The 19467-nt window shown below is 40.3% G+C and carries 17 protein-coding genes and 1 riboswitch; of the genes, 15 read left to right on the top strand and 2 right to left on the bottom strand.

Annotated features, from left to right (window positions below; translation table 11 throughout):
• Positions 1-65: 65 nt before the first annotated feature.
• Positions 66-968: a UDP-3-O-acyl-N-acetylglucosamine deacetylase gene (gene lpxC, locus ACLCEG_RS11185; RefSeq protein WP_019458528.1), complete on the top strand. Its 903-nt coding sequence runs from the start codon at positions 66-68 to the stop codon at positions 966-968.
• A gap of 97 nt (positions 969-1065) precedes the next feature.
• Here lpxC and ACLCEG_RS11180 read toward each other — a convergent pair whose 3' ends face one another.
• Positions 1066-1509 carry a DciA family protein gene (locus ACLCEG_RS11180; protein ID WP_004704934.1) on the bottom strand — a complete coding sequence of 148 codons (444 nt, stop codon included), beginning with the start codon at positions 1507-1509 and terminating at the stop codon, positions 1066-1068.
• A gap of 107 nt (positions 1510-1616) precedes the next feature.
• Here ACLCEG_RS11180 and ACLCEG_RS11175 point away from each other — a divergent pair, with 107 nt between their 5' ends.
• The 11 genes from ACLCEG_RS11175 to recJ all read left to right on the top strand — a co-directional run bounded on the left by ACLCEG_RS11175 (position 1617) and on the right by recJ (position 15481).
• Positions 1617-2309, top strand: coding sequence for a M23 family metallopeptidase (locus ACLCEG_RS11175; RefSeq protein WP_004704936.1), 693 nt, complete (start codon positions 1617-1619; stop codon positions 2307-2309).
• 250 nt (positions 2310-2559) lie between these two features.
• Entirely contained in the window at positions 2560-5277 is a 2718-nt protein-coding gene (gene aceE / locus ACLCEG_RS11170; RefSeq protein WP_004704938.1) for a pyruvate dehydrogenase (acetyl-transferring), homodimeric type, read from the top strand.
• A gap of 2 nt (positions 5278-5279) precedes the next feature.
• Positions 5280-7253: a 2-oxo acid dehydrogenase subunit E2 gene (locus ACLCEG_RS11165; protein ID WP_086496463.1), complete on the top strand. Its 1974-nt coding sequence runs from the start codon at positions 5280-5282 to the stop codon at positions 7251-7253.
• A gap of 149 nt (positions 7254-7402) precedes the next feature.
• The gene (locus ACLCEG_RS11160; RefSeq protein ID WP_004704942.1) at positions 7403-7675 is read left to right on the top strand and encodes a hypothetical protein; all 273 of its coding nucleotides are present in this window, start codon (positions 7403-7405) and stop codon (positions 7673-7675) included.
• 36 nt (positions 7676-7711) lie between these two features.
• Positions 7712-7908, top strand: a riboswitch (yybP-ykoY riboswitch).
• Between the two features lie 15 nt (positions 7909-7923).
• The gene (locus ACLCEG_RS11155; RefSeq protein ID WP_004704943.1) at positions 7924-8499 is read left to right on the top strand and encodes a TMEM165/GDT1 family protein; all 576 of its coding nucleotides are present in this window, start codon (positions 7924-7926) and stop codon (positions 8497-8499) included.
• Between the two features lie 270 nt (positions 8500-8769).
• Entirely contained in the window at positions 8770-9567 is a 798-nt protein-coding gene (locus tag ACLCEG_RS11150) for an MBL fold metallo-hydrolase (protein ID WP_038349891.1), read from the top strand.
• Between the two features lie 91 nt (positions 9568-9658).
• Entirely contained in the window at positions 9659-10024 is a 366-nt protein-coding gene (locus ACLCEG_RS11145; protein ID WP_410567535.1) for a YkgJ family cysteine cluster protein, read from the top strand.
• Positions 10025-10159: 135 nt separating this feature from the next.
• Positions 10160-11626, top strand: coding sequence for an IMP dehydrogenase (gene guaB / locus ACLCEG_RS11140; protein WP_002121951.1), 1467 nt, complete (start codon positions 10160-10162; stop codon positions 11624-11626).
• 149 nt (positions 11627-11775) lie between these two features.
• Positions 11776-13113, top strand: coding sequence for a phosphoglucosamine mutase (glmM, locus tag ACLCEG_RS11135; RefSeq protein WP_410567533.1), 1338 nt, complete (start codon positions 11776-11778; stop codon positions 13111-13113).
• Between the two features lie 10 nt (positions 13114-13123).
• Positions 13124-13780 (top strand): pyridoxamine 5'-phosphate oxidase, encoded by a 657-nt coding sequence (pdxH, locus tag ACLCEG_RS11130; RefSeq protein WP_410567531.1) that lies wholly within the window; start codon positions 13124-13126, stop codon positions 13778-13780.
• The gene (gene recJ, locus ACLCEG_RS11125) at positions 13781-15481 is read left to right on the top strand and encodes a single-stranded-DNA-specific exonuclease RecJ (protein ID WP_410567529.1); all 1701 of its coding nucleotides are present in this window, start codon (positions 13781-13783) and stop codon (positions 15479-15481) included.
• Between the two features lie 42 nt (positions 15482-15523).
• Here the strand turns inward: recJ and ACLCEG_RS11120 are convergent, their stop codons facing one another.
• On the bottom strand, positions 15524-16291 hold the full coding sequence (locus ACLCEG_RS11120; protein WP_004704957.1) for a putative porin: 768 nt from the start codon (positions 16289-16291) through the stop codon (positions 15524-15526).
• 391 nt (positions 16292-16682) lie between these two features.
• Between ACLCEG_RS11120 and prfB the strand changes: the two genes are divergently transcribed.
• The 3 genes from prfB to ACLCEG_RS11105 all read left to right on the top strand — a co-directional run bounded on the left by prfB (position 16683) and on the right by ACLCEG_RS11105 (position 19367).
• Positions 16683-17778 (top strand): peptide chain release factor 2 gene (gene prfB / locus ACLCEG_RS11115; protein WP_099143691.1). Its coding sequence is split into 2 segments (ribosomal slippage): positions 16683-16754 and positions 16756-17778, totalling 1095 coding nucleotides; the frame shifts between segments, so codons are not numbered across the junction.
• A 199-nt stretch (positions 17779-17977) separates the two neighbouring features.
• Positions 17978-18280, top strand: coding sequence for an ArsR/SmtB family transcription factor (locus ACLCEG_RS11110; RefSeq protein WP_002053977.1), 303 nt, complete (start codon positions 17978-17980; stop codon positions 18278-18280).
• Between the two features lie 28 nt (positions 18281-18308).
• Positions 18309-19367, top strand: a complete 1059-nt coding sequence (locus ACLCEG_RS11105) for an alkene reductase (protein WP_410567527.1) — start codon at positions 18309-18311, stop codon at positions 19365-19367.
• The last annotated feature ends 100 nt before the right edge of the window (positions 19368-19467 follow it).

The raw sequence follows: 19467 nt of genomic DNA, 5'->3' as shown, positions 1-19467 counted from the left end.
TTTTATTTTTGATCAATGACTAAATATGCTAACGTATAGCGGTTTTAAAAAAGAAGTTACAAAGCATGGTGAAACAGCGTACTCTCAATCGTGTGGTAAAAGCGAGTGGAATAGGTCTTCATAGCGGTCAAAAAGTGATGATCAATTTCATTCCACATACCGTGGATGGAGGTATTGTATTTCGCCGTATCGATTTGAATCCACCTGTTGATATTCCTGCTAATGCATTGCTTATTCAAGAAGCATTTATGTGTTCGAACCTTGTTACTGGTGATATTAAAGTAGGTACGATTGAGCATGTAATGAGTGCGATTGCGGGTTTAGGAATTGATAATTTAATCGTAGAAGTATCAGCATCCGAAGTGCCAATTATGGATGGTAGTGCTGGACCATTTATTTATCTATTAATGCAAGGTGGCTTGCGCGAGCAAAATGCCCCTAAAAAATTTATAAGAATATTAAAACCAGTTGAAGCTTTAATTGAAGATAAAAAAGCAATTTTTCGACCACATAATGGTTTTCAGCTCAACTTTACCATTGATTTTGATCATCCTGCATTTGCTAAAGAATATCAATCTGCGACAATCGATTTTTCAACCGAAACCTTTGTGTATGAGGTTAGCGAAGCACGAACTTTTGGTTTTATGAAAGACTTAGATTACCTCAAAGCAAATAATTTGGCTTTAGGTGCAAGTCTGGATAATGCCATTGGTGTAGATGATACAGGGGTTGTGAACGAAGAAGGTTTACGATTTGCTGATGAATTTGTTCGACATAAAATTTTAGATGCAGTGGGTGATTTGTATTTACTTGGTCATCAAATTATTGCCAAGTTCGATGGCTATAAATCGGGACATGCTTTAAATAATCAGCTGTTACGCAATGTTCAAAGTGATCCGAGTAATTATGAAATTGTAACATTTAATGACGAGAATGAATGTCCAATTCCATATGTGAGTGTGACATAAGTCATTGTCTTTATTTGTCTATGTTATAATGTAACAATGGATAGTGTGATTTTTATCACAAAATAAGAACGATTCTAATTAAGAAATGGAAAGCTCATCATTTTTTATTGCTTGCCAAACGTAGTAAAGCTTGGCTAAGCTTAGGGTCGCTCACGAAGTCGGCGGCACTACGTAACATTTCTTGTGTTTCCGGGGGGATGGATTTAGAAGGCTCAGATGATGAGGGCGCTGTAGAAATAGTCTTATTTCTTAAGCGAACTTGAATTCTTTGTAAGTCTTTTAGTCCTTCAAGTTGAGATAATTTAGATATATATTGGCTCTGTAAATAGCTGAGTTGACTAATCATTGCCTGATTTTCACCAGTAATAATTAAAGTGCCATTTTGATAACACACGACCTGCCATTGTTCCGGTTGGGGCAATAAGGGTTGGATTATTTTCGTAAGTCTTTGCCATTGCGCGACTTGCGTTGTTAGAAACGTAAGGTTTCCTGTTTTTATGTGTTTTCCGGATTGTTGAAAAACGTTATCGGGTTTAGACATTGATCATTCTCGAATGGTTTCTTGTCTCCATCTTAAGCGTTCATTTCGACTGATATCAAGGAAGAGATCATAAGGAACTTGAGTAAGAACAGTTTCAAGAGGTTTTTATGCACACGCGTCGTATTTTATTAGCATTTTCACTAGCCGCTTCGGCAGCATCGGTTGCTTTTGCAGATTATCAAAATATTAACCAATCTACAGATTCAGATCGATTGGAACAGTTATCAAAAACATTATCTCAAGGTTCATATACGCATCCTGATGATTTAGATCTTCCGGCAAGTGCAAAAGTTTCAGTCACTTTACGCCCGAAAACAGTTGAGCTCAACAATGACTCACTGGCAAAAAAATATGGTAATACTACCGCTAAAAACTCTTTTAATACCTCTTCTTCAAATCCTTATTCTTGGTTAGTTTCTCATCCTCTTCCTGATAGCGTACGTGTTTCTTCTAACTTTGGTGGTCGTACCATGGGTGGTCGTGCAGAGCATCACGGTGGTTTAGATATGTCTGCGCCAAGTGGTACGCCAATCTATGCAACAGGTCCTGGTATTGTAACTAAATCAGGTTGGGGGACAGGTTATGGTCAGTATGTTGAAATCAACCATGGTAATGGTTATTTAACACGCTATGCACACGCTTCACGTTTAATGGTTCGTGTGGGTGATCAGGTTTCTGCTGGTGATCATATTGCTAATGTGGGTTGTACAGGTCGTTGTACTGGACCACATTTACACTATGAAGTAGTTAAAGATGGTCAACGTAAGAATCCATCAACTTACTTAGCAATGTTGCCTTAAATTGTATTTGTTAAAATTTAGGATTATTAAATTTTTGAATCTGAAATGAGATAAAACCTTTCTTAACGCAATTATCGTATAAAAAAACGCCTATATTGGCGTTTTTTTGTTATTTTGAGTCATGCTCGGTCAATGACTATTCATTCAGAAAATAATAGGGCCCCCTCACATTCACCCGTGGCAATAACTTGAGAGGGGCAAAACGTGGTAAAAATACAAAGTAGATTAGAGAACAAGGAACAGGTGAATTATGGCGTTTTACGGTGACTCCGACGCACAAGAAACCCAAGAATGGCAAGATGCATTCGATTCAGTTTTACAACATATGGGAACTGAGCGAGCGGCATTCTTGTTGGAAAAACTTTACCAACAAGCAATTGCTAAGCATGTTCCAATTCAACGTCTCAATACACCTTACTTAAATACAATTTCTGTTGAAGAACAACCTGCAATGCCAGGCGACCAAGATATGGAACGCCGTATTCGTGCATTGATTCGTTGGAATGCCTTAGCAATGGTACTTCGTGCGAATAAAACAGGTGATGATTTAGGTGGTCACTTAGCGAGTTTCGCATCAAGTGCAACATTATATGACGTAGGTTTTAACCATTTCTTCCGCGCAAACAGCAATAGCTTTGGCGGAGATATGATTTATTACCAAGGACACTGTGCTCCTGGTATTTATGCACGTTCATTCCTTGAAGGACGTTTAACTGAAGAGCAGTTAAGTAATTTCCGCCGTGAAGTTGGCGGTAACGGTTTACCAAGCTATCCACACCCATATTTAATGCCGGACTATTGGCAATTCCCAACTGTATCAATGGGTCTTGGCCCAATCATGTCGATTTATCAAGCACACATTCAAAAATATTTGATGAACCGTGGCTTGATCAAAGAAGAAGATCGTAAAGTTTGGGCTTATCTTGGCGATGGTGAGATGGATGAGCCAGAAAGTACTGGTGCAATTTCACTCGCTGGCCGTGAAAAACTTGATAACCTCATTTGGGTTGTTAACTGTAACTTACAGCGTCTAGATGGTCCTGTACGTGGTAACGGTAAAATTATTCAAGAATTAGAATCTTTATTCCGTGGCGCAGGCTGGCGTGTCATTAAAGTAGTATGGGGTCGTCATTGGGATCCGCTACTTGCAAAAGACAGCACAGGCGCTTTAAAAGCGGTGATGGAAGAAACTGTTGATGGTGAATACCAACGCTACCAAGTAAAAGGTGGTGCATATACACGTGAGAAATTCTTTGGCAAGTACCCAGAAGCTGCTGAACTTGTAAAAGATTTAAGCGATGAAGACATCGATAATCTCAACCGTGGTGGTCATGACCCATATAAAGTTTTTGCTGCCTATGCAGAAGCAATGAAAGCTAAAGGTCAACCAACAGTTATTCTTGCAAAAACTGTTAAAGGTTACGGTTTATCTGAAGAAATTGAAGCGGTGAACAAAACTCACCAAATCAAGAAAATGCAGATCGACTCTTTGAAATATGTACGTGACCGTTTTAACCTTCCATTTACAGATGATAAATTAGAAGAGCTCCCATTCTACCGCCCAAGTGAAAACTCTCCAGAAATGAAGTACATGAAGGCGCGTCGTGAAGCACTAGGTGGTTACCTTCCTGCACGTCGTAAAGAGAGTGAAATTTTAGCGATTCCTGAATTGTCTGTATTTGATGCTGTATTAAATGGTTCAGGTGGTAAAGAACAATCTACTACGATGGTAATGGTTCGTTTAATTGCTGCTTTACTTAAAGAAAAAGCAATTAAAGACCGCGTAGTACCAATCGTTCCAGACGAAGCACGTACTTTTGGTTTAGAAGGTATGTTCCGTCAGCTTGGTATTTATGCCGCTCACGGTCAAAAATATACTCCAGAAGACCAAGAACAGTTAATGCATTATCGTGAAGCAAGTGATGGTCACATGCTTCAAGAAGGGATTAACGAAGCTGGTGCGATGAGCGCATGGGCTGCGTTAGCGACAAGTTATTCAACGAATAACTTGCCAATGATTCCAATGTACATGTACTACTCAATGTTTGGTTTCCAACGTATTGGTGACATTGCGTGGGCTGCGGGCGATGCACAAGCTCAAGGTTTCTTGTTAGGTGCAACTGCTGGTCGTACTACATTGAACGGTGAAGGTTTACAGCACCAAGATGGTCATTCACATATCTTGGCAAACACGATTCCAAACTGCGTATCTTATGATCCATGTTTTGGTTATGAATTAGCTGTAATCGTTCATGACGGTTTACAACGTATGTATGTGAACCAAGAGCGTGTGTTCTATTACCTCACTGTAATGAACGAAAACTACGAGCATCCTGCAATGCCTGAAGGTGCTGAGGAAGGCATTAAACGTGGTATGTACTTATTCGAAAAAGACGAAAAAGCGACTGTCCAATTACTTGGTTCAGGTGTAATTCTTCGTGAAGTGATCAAAGCTGCGAAAATCTTACGTGATGAATACCAAATCCACTCAAACGTTTGGAGTGTAACAAGCTTCAATGAGTTATCACGTGATGGTATGGCATGTGAAGAATACAACCGCTTACACCCACTTGCTGAAGAAGTGAAAGAATCTTGGGTATCTAAGCAATTACGTGGTACAGAAGGTATTGTAGTTTCTGCTACAGACCATATGCGTGCGTACAGCGAACAAATCCGTGCTTATCTTCCAGATGGCCGCCCATTTGTTGCATTAGGTACAGATGGTTATGGTCGTTCAGATACGCGTGCGAACTTACGTAGTTTCTTTGGTGTTGATGCTGCACATATCGTTGTTGCTACTTTGAAAAAATTAGCTGACGAAGGTGAAGTAGATGCACGTTTAGTGAAAGATGCAATTTCTAACTTTGAGTTAGATACTGACCGTCCGGTTGCATGGGCTCCACAAGCACATCCGGAAGTTCAGCCAGTTGCTGAATACAATGAAACGCAAACAGGTGAGGGGAACTAAGCATGCAAATTAAGACCCCTGATATTGGTGTAGATAAAGCAGTTGTTGCTGAAATTTTAGTAAAAGTTGGTGACAGCATTGCTGAAAATGACAGTCTTGTTTTGCTTGAGTCTGATAAAGCCTCTGTTGAAGTGCCTAGCACTTCAGCAGGTGTCGTAAAAAGCATATTAATCAAGGAAGGCGATAGCGTAACTGAAGGTACGGTATTGTTTGAACTTGAAGCTGAAGGTGCAGCGCAAGCTGCTCCAGAGCCAACACCGGCTCCTGCGGCTGAAAAGCCAGCTGCTCCAGCACCTGCACAACAAGCTCAAGCTTCAGCTCAACCTGCTGCTACTACATCAACTGCAACTGTTGACGTAACTGTCCCTGACATTGGTGTTGAAAAAGCATTAGTTGGCGAAATCCTCGTTAAAGTGGGTGACCAGATTGATGTTGAGCAAAGCATCGTTGTAGTTGAATCTGACAAAGCAACTGTAGAAGTACCAAGCAGTACTGCTGGTATTGTAGAAAGCATTCAAGTTAAAGAAGGCGATACAGTTAAAGAAGGTGTTGTGCTCATTAAAGTGAAAACAACGTCTGCATCAAGTGCGCCAGTTGAAGCTCCTGCTTCTACAGCAGCCCCTGCGGCAGCACCTGCACCAGTTCAACAAGAAACTGTAGCTGCGGCTGCTACTCAATCTGGACCAGTTGATATTAACGTTCCTGATTTGGGTGTAGATAAAGCAGTTGTTGCTGAAATCTTGGTACAAGTTGGCGATAAAGTTGATGTAGACCAAAGCCTTGTTGTGGTTGAATCTGATAAAGCGACTGTTGAAGTTCCTAGTACTGTTGCTGGCGTTGTGAAAGCGATTCACTTGCAAGCAGGCCAACAGGTTTCACAAGGTATATTGCTTGCAACAATTGAAGCTGAAGGCCAAGCACCTGCTGCGGCACCAGCGGCAAAAGCAGAAGTAGCTCCAGCTCCACAGGCAGCAGCACCTAAAGCGGCAGCTCCTGCTCCGACTCAGGCTGTATCTGCTCCAGCGTCTGGTAGTGACAAGTTAACCAAAGAGCAAGAAGCCGAAAATGCTAAAGTATATGCAGGCCCTGCTGTACGTAAGCTTGCTCGTGAACTTGGTGTGATTTTGTCACAAGTTAAAACTTCTGGTGAGCATGGTCGTGTTGTTAAAGAAGATATCTTTGCCTATGTGAAGACTCGTTTAACTGCGCCACAAGCGGCTCCAGTTGCTGCGGCTGCACCAGCGGTTTCGGGTTTGCCAAAGCTTCCTGACTTCACTGCGTTTGGTGGCGTGGAAGAAAAAGTACTGACGCGTTTGCAGCAAGTATCAATTCCGCAATTGTCGTTGAACAACTTTATTCCGCAAGTTACTCAGTTTGATTTGGCTGATATTACTGAGTTAGAAGATTGGCGTAATGAACTGAAAGGCAACTTCAAAAAAGAAGGTATCAGCCTGACGATTATGGCATTCATTATCAAAGCGGTTGCGTACTTGTTGAAAGAAGAGCGTGAGTTTGCAGGTCATCTATCTGATGATGGTAAATCAGTGCTCTTGCGCAATGAAATCCATATGGGAATTGCAGTAGCAACACCTGATGGTTTAACTGTGCCAGTCCTTCGTAACCCAGACCAAAAATCAATTAAGCAAATTGCAGTTGAATTGGGTGTGTTGGGTCAAAAAGCGCGTGATAAGAAGTTAACACCGAAAGACTTGCAGGGTGCGAATTTCACCATTTCAAGTTTAGGCGCAATTGGTGGTACAGCGTTTACACCACTTGTAAACTGGCCACAAGTTGCAATTTTGGGTATTTCACCTGCAACGATGCAGCCAGTATGGAATGGTAAAGACTTTGATCCGCGCTTAATGTTGCCGTTGTCATTGTCTTATGACCACCGTGTAATTAATGGTGCAGATGCAGCTCGCTTTACAAATAAACTTACGAAACTTCTTAAAGATATTCGTACTTTATTAATCTAATACTTTGAAATAATTAACTAAAACCTCGCTTCGGCGGGGTTTTGTTTTTGATATCTCTTTAATTAAATTTTGGGTTAATCTACAGATTAAGCAAGGTTTATTGAGCGTGAGGAGAAATTTCTCGTTATTAGGTAAAGGAGAAATAGTAAATGTTGGGTTTCCTGAAAATTATGTTGCCCTTACTGTTGATTGTATTTTTATTGATGGGAATATGGGTCAGTATTTTACACTTCCCGTGGGAATGGATGACTTATGTGGTGATGGGTTTTGAGGTGTTTGTAGCTACCTTGATTTTACCCTTTGAATATCAGACAGGAGTAAGTAATAACCATATTGGTTTCCTTCATATAAGTGCTTATTTTGCAGTGTTATTAGGTATTGCACGCTTATTTGTTTGGGCGTGGGTAAAATTTGTTGCTTGAATGTTTGAAAAATAGAGTGACTTGATTATAATAAATACATACTTCATTGGGGAGTAGCCGCTATTTACAGCAAATGTGAATAGGTGATGGTCAACATAATTGTTCAACAGAACATGGTCATCATAGCTTAAACGTCTCATCGTTCCTGAGTTGGCAAGACCTTTGATTTACCACTCTGCAATCATTTTATGATATTTGGCTAGCAGGAGGGGTAGGTCATAGGCATTTATGCTAGCCAGAGAACTAATATGCAAGAATTTCTGATTTCTACATCGATTGTTGCCCTCGCTGAAATGGGTGATAAAACTCAACTATTGGCTCTGCTACTATCTGCGCGTTTCCGTAAGCCAATTCCTATTTTAATTGCGATTCTTTTAGCCACACTCATTAACCATGGTATTTCTGCTGTGCTTGGGCAGTGGATTACAACTGTATTAAGTCCTGAGATTTTGGTTTGGGTACTTGCGGTTGGTTTTATTGGTATGGCGTTCTGGATGCTTATTCCAGATAAGCTCGATGATGAAACTGATAGTATTAATAAATGGCAAAAATTTGGTGTTTTTGGTGCAACCTTTATTTTATTTTTCTTAGCTGAAATTGGTGATAAAACACAAATTGCAACTGTCGCTTTAGCTGCACGCTATGACAGTATTTTCTGGGTAATGCTAGGTACAACAGTAGGCATGATGATTGCCAATGCTCCTGCTGTATTTATCGGTAATAAACTGGCAGAACGTTTACCTATCTCGCTTATTCATAAAATTGGTGCTGCTATTTTCTTAATTGTAGGTGTCTCTACGCTAGTACAACATTATTTCTTTTAAGATATTTAAAGCTGCCATAAAAAAAGCACTCAATTCGAGTGCTTTTTTTATAGGTCATATTAGTAGTTAAACTTCAAAATACATTTATTTAAGAAAGTTTTAGAAGATTGTGCAATTTCTTAATGATTCATTTATAGAATAAGAAAAGTAAAATCAATTTTAAAATATTATGAGAAATATCAATCAATTCATTGCAAGTACTTTAGAATCCCTTTATTTTAGTAGGGATATAAAAATATCTAATATTTAAAGTTTTTTTTGGGGAATTGTATGGGGTTTGAAAAAACAACATCGCAGATACTATTTGATAATGGCGTACATAAATGTATTAGTTTTACCAGTTTGGTTAAAGGGGAAGGCATACAAGCCAATCAATTTTTAATTATTGATCATGAACGAGCAGCTGTAATCGATCCAGGTGGTGATTTGACCTACGTTCCATTAACGATGGAACTTAATAAATATACTCGTCTTAAAAATCTGGACTATGTAATCGCTTCGCATCAAGATCCAGATATTATTACTTCAATGCCTCGTTGGTTAGTTTATACCGATGCTAAGGTAGTTGCCTCTAAATTATGGGCACGATTTTTACCTCACTTAAACTCGTCTTTTATGAGTGAGCGTATGAAAGGTAATTGGGAAGATCGTCTCATTGAGCTGCCAGATCGTGGTCAAGTGATTCAATTGGGCGAATCAAAGCTTGTCATGGTTCCTGCACATTTTCTACATTCGGTGGGCAATTTTCAGTTTTATGATCCAGTTGCCAAAATTTTATTTTCAGGCGATATGGGGGCTTCTATTGTTGAAGATGCAAGTCAGCCTCTTAAAGATTTCGATGCTCATGTGATGAAAATGAAGGCTTTTCATCAGCGCTATATGTGCTCAAATAAAGTCATTCGTTTATGGGTTAACATGGTTCGTCAAATGGATATTGAAATGATTGTGCCTCAGCATGGTACTCCATTTGTTGGCAAAGAAATGATTAACCAGTTTTTAGACTGGATTGAGACCTTGCCATGTGGTGTAGATTTAATGACTGAACAAATTTTCAGCTGTCCAACATAAAAAGTTAAGTTCAATATCTTGAGTCCAATTTGAAATTTTTTTAGGATTTTGCGTCACAGAAAAAATTTTGATGACGAGAATTTGAATAAAAATGTTATCTCAAGTTGCGACTCCAGATGAGTGCCTTCGCTGTGGGGCATGTTGTGCACATTTTCGGGTTTCATTTTACTGGGCTGAGGCTGAGTTCATAGATGAACATCTCGTTGAACCTTTGACACCCGTTTATTCGTGCATGCGTGGAACTAATCAGGCTCAGCCACGATGTCAGGCTTTGACGGGGGAAATTGGTAAAGAGGTGGGCTGCTCTATTTATGCTGTCCGTAGTTCTACCTGTAGAGAAGTACAGATTGCTGATGAACAGTGTAACAAAGCACGTTTGGCGCACCAGTTGATTCCTCTGATTGAAGTAAACCCAGCAGATTCAGAAAATGATCATGACTATGATCAGGTGAGTTAAATATGAACTAACACGATAATAAGTGAGAAATATTTAGAGTAGGTGAATATCTATTGCGGAAAAAGGCAAAGATAATATGAAAATTGCATTGAAATTTGTTTATAATAGCTCACGGAATTTACCAGTGAGATTGTTATGCTGACCATCGTTCAAGAAGCGCTAACCTTCGATGATGTCTTATTACTTCCTGCCTACTCTACTGTTCTCCCAAAAGATGTCTCTCTAAAGACACGTTTAACTCGCGGCATTCATTTAAATATCCCATTAGTTTCAGCTGCAATGGATACAGTGACTGAGTCACGTATGGCGATTGCGATGTCACAAAATGGTGGTATCGGGATTTTGCACAAAAACATGGATATTGCTGCTCAAGCTGCAGAAGTACGCCGTGTGAAAAAATTTGAGGCGGGTATGGTGAAAGACCCTATCACTGTAACGCCTGAAACTACAGTACGTGAACTGATTGCAATTACCAGCGCTAATAACATTAGTGGTGTACCTGTTGTTAAAGACGGCAAGGTTGTTGGTATTGTGACAGGCCGTGATACGCGTTTTGAAACTAACTTGGAACAACCTGTTAGCAACATCATGACAGGTCAAGATCGTTTGGTCACTGTACGTGAAGGCGAGTCTAAAGAAAATATTCAAGCATTATTGCAAAAACACCGTATTGAAAAAGTCTTGGTCGTTGGCGAGAGCAACGAACTTAAAGGCTTAATTACAGTGACTGACTTCCGCAAAGCTGAAAGCTATCCAAACAGTTGTAAAGATGATCTTGGTCGTTTACGTGTTGGTGCTGCTGTAGGTACTGGTGCTGATACACCAAGTCGTGTTGAAGCATTGGTTGAAGCTGGTGTTGACGTTATTGTTGTTGATACAGCACATGGTCACTCTGCTGGTGTAATTGAACGTGTACGTTGGGTGAAACAAAACTTCCCTCAAGTACAAGTGATTGGTGGAAATATTGCAACTGGTGATGCTGCATTGGCATTATTAGATGCAGGCGCAGATGCTGTAAAAGTAGGTATTGGTCCTGGTTCTATCTGTACTACACGTATTGTAGCAGGTATTGGTATGCCACAAATTTCTGCGATTGACAGCGTTGCTAGCGCGCTAAAAGATCAAATTCCTTTAATTGCAGATGGCGGTATCCGTTTCTCTGGTGATATGGCTAAAGCGATCGGTGCTGGTGCAAGCACAATCATGGTCGGTTCACTTCTAGCTGGTACTGAAGAAGCACCTGGTGAAGTTGAATTCTTCCAAGGTCGTTACTACAAAGCATATCGTGGTATGGGTTCATTAGGTGCAATGGCTGGAGCTACTGGTTCTGCTGACCGTTACTTCCAAGACTCAAAAGCGGGTGCTGAAAAATTAGTACCAGAAGGTATTGAAGGTCGTGTTCCATATAAAGGCCCAATGGGTAATATCGTTCATCAAATGATGGGTGGTTTACGTTCATCAATGGGCTATACAGGTTCAGCTGTGATTGAAGATCTTCGCCAAAATGCTAAATTTGTGAAAATTACTTCAGCGGGTATGTCTGAGTCACATGTTCATGATGTAACGATTACTAAAGAAGCTCCAAACTATCGTGTTGGTTAGATTTTAGTAACTAAATCAAGTAAGAAAGCCGTCAGTACACTGACGGCTTTTTGTTTTTGGTGTAAAGTAAATCTGATGAAAAGAGATATGGCAAAATAGCCATATATGAAATAGGCCACGGTTGAAGTGGCGTAAAAATGAGATAAGCTATGAGTTATTTTGGAACGGATGGTATTCGTGGAAAATTTGGGCAAATGCCTATTACTCCAGAGTTTGCTTTAAAACTCGGATTCGCCGCAGGGAAGGTATTAAAACGAACGAGTCCAAAAAATAAACCACTTGTTGTATTAGGAAAAGACACTCGTTTATCGGGCTATATTTTAGAGTCTGCTTTACAGGCTGGCTTAAACGCTGCTGGTGTATATGTTCATTTATTAGGTCCATTACCGACACCTGCGATTGCACATCTTACTCGTGCATTACATGCCCATGCAGGTATTGTAATTTCTGCATCGCATAATCCGTATTATGATAATGGGATTAAATTTTTCTCAAGTGAAGGTAAAAAATTACCGGATTCATTACAAGAAGAAATTAATAAAGAATTAGAAAAGGATTTATTCATTGAGGACACTGCAAATTTAGGTAAAAGTGTTCGTGTAAATGATGCAAATGGTCGCTATATCGAATTTTGTAAATCTACATTTCCTTACCACTTTGATTTAAATAATTTAAAGATCGTGTTGGACTGTGCACATGGTGCAGCCTATAGTGTTGGCCCTTCAGTTTTTCGTGAACTAGGTGCTAAAGTTGTTGCTTTATACAACGAACCAGACGGTTTAAACATTAATGAGAACTGTGGTTCAACACATCCAGAACACTTGCAAAAAGCAGTGGTTGAGCATGAAGCAGATTTAGGTATTGCCTTTGATGGCGATGCTGACCGCGTGGTGATGGTTGATAAGTTTGGTCACTTAATTGATGGTGACCATATCTTGTACATTTTAGCGACTCAAGCTCAGAAAAAACCTGTGGGCGTGGTCGGTACTGTTATGAGTAATATGGCACTTGAAATTGCACTTGAAAAAGCAAAAGTTGGCTTTGTCCGTGCGAAAGTCGGTGACCGTTATGTACTACAAGCATTAGAAGAAAATGGTTGGGTTACAGGTGGGGAACCATCTGGTCATATTTTAACTTTAGATAAGAGCACAACAGGTGATGCGATTATTGCAGCACTTCAAGTGTTAACTGTAATGGTTGAACAGAATAAAGCGCTCCATGAACTAGTTCAGGAATTTGAGTTATTTCCACAAGTGCTGGTAAATATACGTTTAGAACAAATGCTTGATCCGTATTCTATTCCTGCATTGGTTGCTGAATTTGATAAAGCAGAAGCACAGCTTAAAGGGCGTGGGCGTATTTTAGTTCGTAAGTCAGGAACTGAGCCAGTCATTCGCGTCATGGTTGAAGGTGATGACGAACAAGAAGTGAATGCTTTGGCTGAACATTTAGCAAATGCAGTTCGTTCACAAGCACAAGTCGCATAAGGTGTATGGCATGAGTGATGTCATTAAAGATTTAAGCGAATTACGCTTAAGTTATGAACAAGGTGAATTGTACGAGACGCAAGTCGCGAGTAATCCACATGAGCAATTCTTAGGTTGGTTTAATCATGCTTTAGCTGCGAACTTGCACGAACCGTATGCAATGTCGTTAGCAACTGCGAGTGCTAGCGGTCGCCCGCATGTCAGAACTGTATTATTACGTGGTGCCACAGAAGCAGGGTATGATTTTTATACCAACTATGACAGCCAGAAAGGCGCAGATTTGGCAGAAAATCCATATGCTGAACTGTTATTTTATTGGCCAAGTCTAGAGCGTCAGGTACGAGTGGGTGGGTATGTTGTGAAGATTCCTGAACAGGAATCTACTGACTATTACCATAAACGTCCACGTGATAGCCAGATTGCAGCTCATATCAGTACGCCTCAAAGCGGAAAGATCGAAAGTCGAGAGTTGTTACAGCAGCGTTTCCAAGACTTGCAAAAACAAGTTAAAAGCCGTGAAGTACTCGATAAGCCAGAGTTCTGGGGTGGATATCGTCTGCAACCGGACTATTATGAATTCTGGCAAGGGCGACCAAATCGTTTACATGACCGCTTGAGTTATGAAAAAATCGAAGGTCAATGGACGTTGCACCGACTGATGCCTTAAATGACAAAAATACAAATTAAACAAAGACCTTTATTGACACGCCCTGAACAGTTTCAGGGCGTGCCTCCGTTTATTGCCGAGATTTTGGCAAGACGTGGAGTGCAATCTGAACAAGAACTTGAGCTAAAACTTAAGAACCTGCTTGCGCCAGAGCTCAAAGGAATGGAGGCTGCTGTCGCATTAATGGACCAAGCCATTGATGAGCAGAAAAAAATTGTGATTGTGGGCGACTATGATGCCGATGGTGCAACCAGCACAGCTTTAATGATACTTGTGCTTCGCGACATGGGAGCACAAGTCGACTATTTGGTTCCAGATCGTTTTAAATATGGTTATGGCCTTACTCCAGCCATTGCTGAGCTTGCTCATCAAACTTATCAACCCGATCTATTAATTACGGTAGATAATGGAATTTCTAGCCATGCTGGTGTTGATGCAGCACATGCTCTAGGCATGCAAGTCATTATTACCGACCATCATCTAACGACCAAAGAGACCCCGCTTGCTGAGGCGGTGGTAAACCCAAACCAATTAGGCTGTGAGTTTCCAAGTAAAGCACTTGCTGGTGTTGGGGTTGCTTTTTATGTGCTTGCCAATCTGGCGAGTCTACGTAGTAGACAAGGCAAAAGTACCAGTAAAGTCACACAATATTTAGATTTAGTCGCTTTGGGAACCTATGCCGATGTGGCTGTTCTAGACTATAACAACCGTATATTGGTCGATGCGGGTGTAAAACGCATCCAGCAATATAAGTGTCGAGTAGGAATCTTAGCCTTACTCGATATCGCAGGTCGAGAAGCTACTTCAATACGTGCTCAAGACTTAGGATTTGTTCTTGGTCCGCGTATTAATGCAGCAGGGCGTATGGAGAGCATGCGTATTGGGATCGAGTGTTTATTAGCAGATTCAATTGAAACAGCATACCCCATTGCTCAACAATTAAATCAGTTAAATATAGATCGCCGTCAAATTGAAGGGGAGATGAAGCAACAAGCTTTATCGGCCTTAGATACTCTGCAACTTTCACAGCAAGATATCCCTGCGGCGCTTGTTCTATTTGAAGAAAACTGGCATCAAGGTGTGATTGGTATTGTTGCGGGCCGTCTAAAAGAACAGTTCCATCGACCAACGATTGTTTTTGCACCCGATGAAGATGGCATTCATATTAAAGGCTCGGCACGTTCCATTGATGGTGTCCACATTCGAGATACCATTGAACAAGTTGCCGAACAGCATCCTGAGTTGGTGAGCCATTTTGGTGGGCATGCTGCAGCAGCAGGTTTGACGATACGTAAAGAAAACTTTGAGGCTTTTAAAACAGTATTTAGTAACTGTGTGGCTTCAATCGATGAATCTATCTTTCAAGCGACATTATGGACTGATGGTGAGCTACCTGTTTCTGCTTTGCAGTTAGATACCTTGAACTGGATTGAACAGTTAGGCCCGTGGGGACAAAAATTTCCACTGCCTCAATTTGAAGGATATTTTAAAGTTATCGATTTCCGTTGGCTCAAAGAGACACACTTAAAACTTAAATTGGCTTTAGATCAATATAGTTTCGATGCAATTGCTTTTAACGCAGCAGGCCGATTTGACTTTGATCCTATGCGTGACTATGTACATTTAGTCTATGAAATAGATCGTAATGTTTTTAATGGTAATGTAAGTTTACAGCTGCGAATTGTGCATTTAAAACAATAAAAAATCCGCTCAATTGAGCGGATTTTTTTAATCTAGGTAAGATTAGAAGCGGTATGCTGCACGAACACCATAAGTGTTGTCGTTATCACCGAAACCAATACGACCTTCAACACTTACTTGCTGATTCAAGAACTTTTTAGCATTAATGCCCCATTCGTCTTTATCAGTTAAGTCATTGTTGTAGTAGTCCACACCTAAACTTAAAGTTTTATCGATGTAGTAGTCGCCACGAACTTTATATTCGTCAAGGTCACCAAACGCACCGTAAGCTTCAAGGTTTACGTCATGTTGACCAACTTGAGTTACGTATTTTGCACGAACGGTAGGATCTGCACCGTCTTTACCATCTTTTTCGTCATAACCTTTAACACCTAAAGCAAGTAACAAACCAGGTGCTGGTAAGTAACCTACTTCAGCCGCATAAGTTGTAACTTTCTGGTCGTAGTTTGTGTTGTCGATCTCACGTTCATTTCTGCCTACATCACCGCTAAGGTAGAAGTCAGTATTAGGAACATAGTATTCAACACCTACGCCGTATTGAGTATCTTTAGTACCGCTGTTATCGCCATAGTTAACGTGTGCGTTAACGTTGCTTGCACGGTTTAAGAATGCTGCTTCAGCAAGCGGTGCATTACGTGTTTGAACAGGGTTGAAATAATATGTACCATCAACACCAAATTTGCTTACGCTGCTACCGTTATCTGGATCAAGATAAGTGTAAGAACCACCAACTTCAGCTTGGTAAGCGTTTGCTGCGCCACTTACTGCAAGCGCAGATAAAAGAGCTGATGCAATTGCTAGTTTTTTCATGGAATCTCTCCCCTCTAAAAACGATTTTATAAATGTTTTGTTACAACTTTTAGTCTAGAGCAAAATCATTTAGCGTCAATCTTGCACGAGTAACTGTACTGTAACCATGTGCTTTTTTTGTAAATTTAATTAAATTAAGTAATTGATTTAAATGCATAAATACATAATGTTTTATTTTATTAAAATTGAGGATATTTTGTGTAGAAACTCAAAAATGCTGGAAAAGTACCCAATTTTGTATGGGGATGTTACGAATAAAGCTTAAAATCTTCTGAAAGAAATAAAAACTTTTTAAATTGAAAATATGAGTTAAAGATTAAAGCAGGTTCGAAGATAACCATAGCTATGATAAAATATTCGACTGTTTATCTGCTTTTATGGGAACACTCGCGTGGAAATTAATCCTTATCTAAACCAATTGAAAGACTTAACTGATCGTAGCCAAACACTACGGGGGTATCTTTGACTACGATCTGAAAAAAGAGCGTTTAGAAGAAGTTTTACGTGAGTTAGAAGATCCTGCGATCTGGAATGATCAAAACCGTGCTCAGGCAATGGCAAAAGAAAAGGGCGAACTAGAAAACGTTATTAATGTATTAGATGGCTTGTCTACACAGCTTGAAGATGCCAAAGCAATGCTGGATTTAGCTGTTGAAGCTGATGATGAAAGCTTGTTGGTAGATGTCCAATCTGAGCTTGGTGCTGCTGAAGAAGAATTAGCAAAACTTGAATTCCGCCGTATGTTTAGCAACCCAATGGACCCAAATCCTTGCTATGTCGAGATTCAAGCAGGTTCAGGCGGTACAGAAGCACAAGATTGGGCTTCAATGTTATTACGTATGTATATGCGCTGGATTGAGCGTCACGGTTTTAAAGCAGAACTTATGGAAGTATCTGACGGTGACGTAGCAGGGATTAAATCTGCAACGATTCGTGTTGAAGGTGAATATGCATATGGCTGGTTACGTACAGAATCAGGTGTACACCGTTTAGTGCGTAAGTCACCATTCGACAGTGGTAACCGCCGTCATACTTCATTCTCTGCGGTGTTTATCTCACCGGAAGTTGATGACAATATCGAAATCGATATTAATCCTTCTGATGTTCGTACTGATACTTACCGTGCATCTGGTGCAGGTGGTCAGCACATTAACAAAACAGATTCAGCAGTTCGTTTGACGCACATTCCATCTGGTATTGTGGTTGCGTGTCAAAACCAGCGTTCACAACATGCGAACCGTGATCATGCATGGAAACAGTTACGTGCAAAATTGTATGAACTAGAAATGCAAAAACGTAATGAAGCTGCTCAAGCACTTGAAGACTCGAAGTCTGATATTGGTTGGGGTAGCCAAATTCGTTCTTATGTACTTGATGACTCTCGTATTAAGGACTTACGTACAGGTGTTGAAAATTCAAATACTGGTGCAGTTCTTGACGGTGACCTTGATCGTTTCATTGAAGCGAGTTTAAAGCAGGGGTTATAAGAGTTTTTCGAACTTTTAGTTCTCTAAAACTCTTAAATTTTTAGCGATTAAAACGGCAAAGCAGTTCAGTGATCGGAAGTTAATCGGAAAAATACGATATGAATATCGAAAAAAATGGATATGAATATCGAAAAAATGCGATATTATGTTTTCGAAATGCTGAACAAAGCTTTGTTCGTTTAAAAGACGTGTTGAGCCTATGGATATTGATGCAATTAGCAAAGCCCTAGCCAATCCTCTGCGTCGGCAGATTCTGCAATGGTTAAAAGAACCTGCGCATTATTTACCGGTAGAAGAGTGTGGTGGTAGTTTTGAAAAAGGGGTTTGCGCAGGTCATATTGAACGTTTGGGTAAAGTAGCTCAGTCTACAATGTCCAATCATTTGTCTGTATTACAGCAGGCCGGTCTCATTCAGGTCCAAAAATATGGGCAGTGGTCTTATTTTTCACGTAACGAAGCTTTGATTCAGCAATATATCGAACATTTAAAACAAACACTTTAAAACAAATAAAGTGTAAGTCGAGGCGATCATGGCTGAACTCAATACTCCCTTAACAGTTGGTGATTTTGAAATTAAAAATCGACTGGTAATGGCCCCCTTAACACGTGCACGTAGTGGCGAAAGCCGTGTTCCAAACGACTTAATGGTGGAATATTATCAGCAACGTGCAAATGCTGGTCTCATTCTCACGGAAGCAACAGTGATTGGTTCAAAAACTGTGGGTTATGCAGACACCCCTGGACTATGGTCACAAGAGCAGGCACAAGCGTGGAATAAGATTATTGACGCAGTTCATGCACAAGGTTCAAAAATTGTAGTCCAGCTTTGGCATGTGGGCCGTATTTCAGACCCTGAACTTTTAGATGGTGATATTCCAGTTGCACCAAGTGCGATTCAACCTGCGGGTGAAGTGAGTCTATTACGCCCTAAACGCCCATTCGTAAAACCACGCGCACTTTCAATTGAAGAAATTCAAGAAGTTGTAGCTCAATATAAACATTCAGCAGAACTGGCTAAAGCAGCAGGTTTTGACGGTGTTGAATTGCACGCTGCAAATGGTTATTTAATTGACCAGTTCCTTCAAAGTAATACTAACCAACGTGATGATGAGTATGGTGGTCCTGTTGAAAACCGTGCTCGCTTGTTATTAGAAGTGGTTGATGCCTTTATTGAAGTGTGGGGTGCTGGCCGAGTAGGTGTACATATTGCACCGCGTGGTGACTCTCATGATATGGGGGATGAAAATCCGTTAGCGACATTCGGTTATGTGGTTGAACAATTGAGTCAACGTAATGTAGCTTTCATTTTCTCTCGCGAATACGAAGCTGCCGATAGTATTGGTCCGCAATTACGTGAAAAATTTAATGGTGTGTGGATTGCCAATGAAAATCTGACACCAGAGTCGGCAAAACGTATTTTACGTGAAGGTCAGGCAGATGCAGTATCTTTTGGTAAGGCTTATATTGCCAACCCAGATCTTTTGCAACGTTTAGAGCAAGGTCTACCATTAAATGAACTTCAACCAGCGACTTTATATGCTAAAGGCGCTGAAGGTTATACAGACTATCCTGCTTTAGAAGCTTCATAAATTCATTCTATTATTAAGTTTTTCTTTTTACTGAACTTGCTCTTTTGTTAGTTCAGTCAATGACTTTTCTTGTATATGGTAGAGTTTAGGTATCGAAACT

Origin of the sequence: Acinetobacter sp. H1(2024) (assembly GCF_046557555.1) — a bacterium.
In the GTDB taxonomy this organism is placed as follows: domain Bacteria; phylum Pseudomonadota; class Gammaproteobacteria; order Pseudomonadales; family Moraxellaceae; genus Acinetobacter; species Acinetobacter seifertii.
Note: the sequence above shows the minus strand (reverse complement) of the source record. Positions and strands in the feature narration are given on the sequence as shown.